A 2,737-nucleotide genomic window follows, 5' to 3' on the forward strand; every position below is an offset into this window, starting at 1 on the left:
CCTCGGGGGTGGACTTCGTCGCGGCCAGCGCCCCGGCGGCCAACACCCAGGTGATCCCCGGGGTGTGGATCGATGAGAAGTCGAACATCGACGAACTGACCGCAGATGCTGCGGCGAAGAACCTGGTGCCGCAGCTGCACGTGTCCGCCACCGGCGCCGCCGGGGCCGGGTTCAGCGTCAAGGTGCTCGACGAGCGCGGCGAGGTCGCCGCGAAGTTCGATGACCACCTGGCCGTCGCCTCGAACGCCACCTCGATCGTGGACCTGCGCCAGCTGGACTCCGGGTACTACACCGTGGTGGTGGAAGCCGATGACCCGGTGACCGCCGCGGTGCGCATGGTGCGCGGAAAGAACCCGAAGGACTCCTCGGACACCGCCTGGGCCAGCAGCTCCCAGCCGCTGGTGGGCAACCAGGTGACCCCGCTTGCGGCCCACGGCAACGCGACCTTCACGATCGCCGCCCCGCAGGGTGAAGCCACCGTCAACGCCGTGGTGATCTCCAAGGACGGGTCGATGGCCGAAGGCCAGGAGCTGAAGGTGCCGGCCGGCACCTCACGCACCTTCAAGCCCACCGACGTTTCCGAAGACGCCCAGGCGGTGCTGTTCCAGGCCGACGCGGACGCCTACATTGCCCAGACCCTGCTCGGCTCGGACCGTTCGGTCAGCTGGGTGAAGATGCCGCCGGCCAGCGTCGGCAGCGAGGGCATCGTGGTGAACGTCGGGGGCTAGCCGCCAACACCGATTGGACCCCGGCCGGCAGGACCCCACACGGTCGCTGCCGGCCGGGGTTCTGTGTATTGTGCCCCGCCCGGACGCACTGCCGGTGGCGCGGGCCCCGGTTCCAAGGCTACTGACAGGAAAACTCCGCGCATCGCCCACGGTGGCATAAGCTGGCCGCCGAAAGGTGGTAGACATGGCCGATGTAGCCGAACTCAAGCGCCTGGCCCGCGAGGTCTTCGGGTGGGAATCCTTCCGCGCGGACCAGCTGAAGGCCATCAAGGCCGCCGTGGATGGACGGGATGTGCTGGCGGTGATGCCCACCGGCTACGGCAAGTCCGCGATCTACCAGGTGACCGGGATGGCGTTGGAGGGACTGGTGGTGGTCGTCTCCCCGCTGATCGCGCTGCAGTCCGACCAGCTGGAGGACATCAACGCCCTGCCCGGCAGCGTGCGGGCGGTGGCGGTGAACTCCGCGGCCACCGAGAAGCAGCAGCGCCAGGCCTGGCAGGACGCGGCCGAGGCAAAGATCGAGTTCCTCTTCCTGGCCCCCGAACAGCTGGCCAAGGACGAGGTGATCGACCGGCTGAAGAAGCTGAAGCCGGCATTGTTCGTGGTTGACGAGGCGCACTGCGTCTCCGCCTGGGGCTATGACTTCCGGCCCGACTACCTGCGCCTGGGGGCGCTGAAGGATTCGATCGGCGGGCCGGGCACCGTGGCGCTGACCGCCACCGCCTCCGCCCCGGTGCGTGAGGAAATCGTGGAACGGCTGCGGCTGAAGGACGCCCTGGTGATCGCCGAGGGCTTCGACCGTCCCAACCTGCGCCTGGAGGTCAACCGGCACCACGAGGACGGGCAGAAGCGGGCGGCGGTGCTTGAGCAGGTCGCAGCGCTGCCGCGCCCCGGACTGGTGTACGTCTCCACCCGCAAGGACACCGAGCTGTACGCCGCGGAACTAAACGACCGGGGTCTGCGCGCGGCCGCCTACCATGCCGGGCGCAACCGCGGGGACCGGCAGGCGGTGCACAACGACTTTTTGGACGGGAACCTGGACGTGGTGGTGGCGACCACCGCCTTCGGGATGGGAATCGACAAGCCCAACGTGCGTTTCGTGGTGCACGGGGACATCCCCGGCTCCCTGGACAGCTACTACCAGGAGATCGGCCGGGCCGGCCGGGACGGGGAAGCGGCGCGGGCGATCCTGCACTACCGCTCCGAGGACCTGGGGCTGCAGACCTTCTTCGGGGCCCACCACGCGGACCCGGAGGAGGTGCGCCGGGTGCTCACCGCCCTGCATGGGGCCGGGCGGCGGGTCAAGCCCTCAATGAAGCGGGAGCTGGCCGGGCAGTTCTCCGCCCGGAAGGTCACCAATCTGGTGAACCTGCTCGAATCGGCCGGGGTGGTGCGCACCCGGCGCAACCTGGTGATCGCCGAACCGGGCCCGGAGGTGGACCAGGCGGTCGAGCAGGCGGTGGAGTCGGCCGAGACCCGGATCCGGATCGAGCGTTCCCGCCTGGAGATGATGCGCGGCTACGCGGAAACCGAGGGGTGCCGGCGCCAGTACCTGCTGGGCTACTTCGGCGATGAGCTGGAAAACCCGTGCGGCAACTGCGACAACTGCCTGGCCGGCACGGCGCAGGACCTGAGCGAGGCCGATGAGAGCTTCCCGCTGAACGAACCGGTCATCCACGAGCAGTGGGGCAGCGGGATCGTGATGAGCAGCGAACAGGACCGGCTGACCGTGCTGTTCGAGGAGGAAGGCTACAAGACCCTGTCCAAGGATGTCATCGACGAGACCGGGGTGCTGCGCCGGCAATAGGCCGGGGCGCTACAGGTCCGGGTCCTCGGGGAAGTACTCCGGGTCGATCTCATGCACCGACTGCATCCACAGCTGGGAGAGTTCGTGCACCACGCACTGGTGCACGATGTCCACCACCTCGGGGTAGGACTCGGCGATCTGCTCAATCGGCAGCCGGTAGATGCTGATCCTTGCCCGCCGGCCGGGGGTGGCGGTGCGCGAG

General features: G+C 68.8%; 3 protein-coding genes. 2 read left to right on the top strand and 1 reads right to left on the bottom strand.

What is annotated here, in order from left to right:
• Both JCM19049_RS11130 and JCM19049_RS11135 read left to right on the top strand, forming a co-directional pair.
• The coding region (locus JCM19049_RS11130) for a DUF5719 family protein (RefSeq protein WP_279403024.1) at positions 1-728 on the top strand (728 nt) is incomplete at its 5' end.
• A gap of 184 nt (positions 729-912) precedes the next feature.
• Complete coding sequence (locus JCM19049_RS11135) at positions 913-2,535, top strand: ATP-dependent DNA helicase RecQ (protein WP_054821625.1); 1,623 nt, start codon at positions 913-915, stop codon at positions 2,533-2,535.
• Positions 2,536-2,544: 9 nt separating this feature from the next.
• On the opposite strand, the gene JCM19049_RS11140 is transcribed toward JCM19049_RS11135, so the two are convergent.
• On the bottom strand, positions 2,545-2,737 hold a 193-nt coding region (locus JCM19049_RS11140), incomplete at its 5' end, for a metallopeptidase family protein (protein WP_279403025.1).

It is taken from the genome of Arthrobacter sp. JCM 19049, assembly GCF_001310435.1.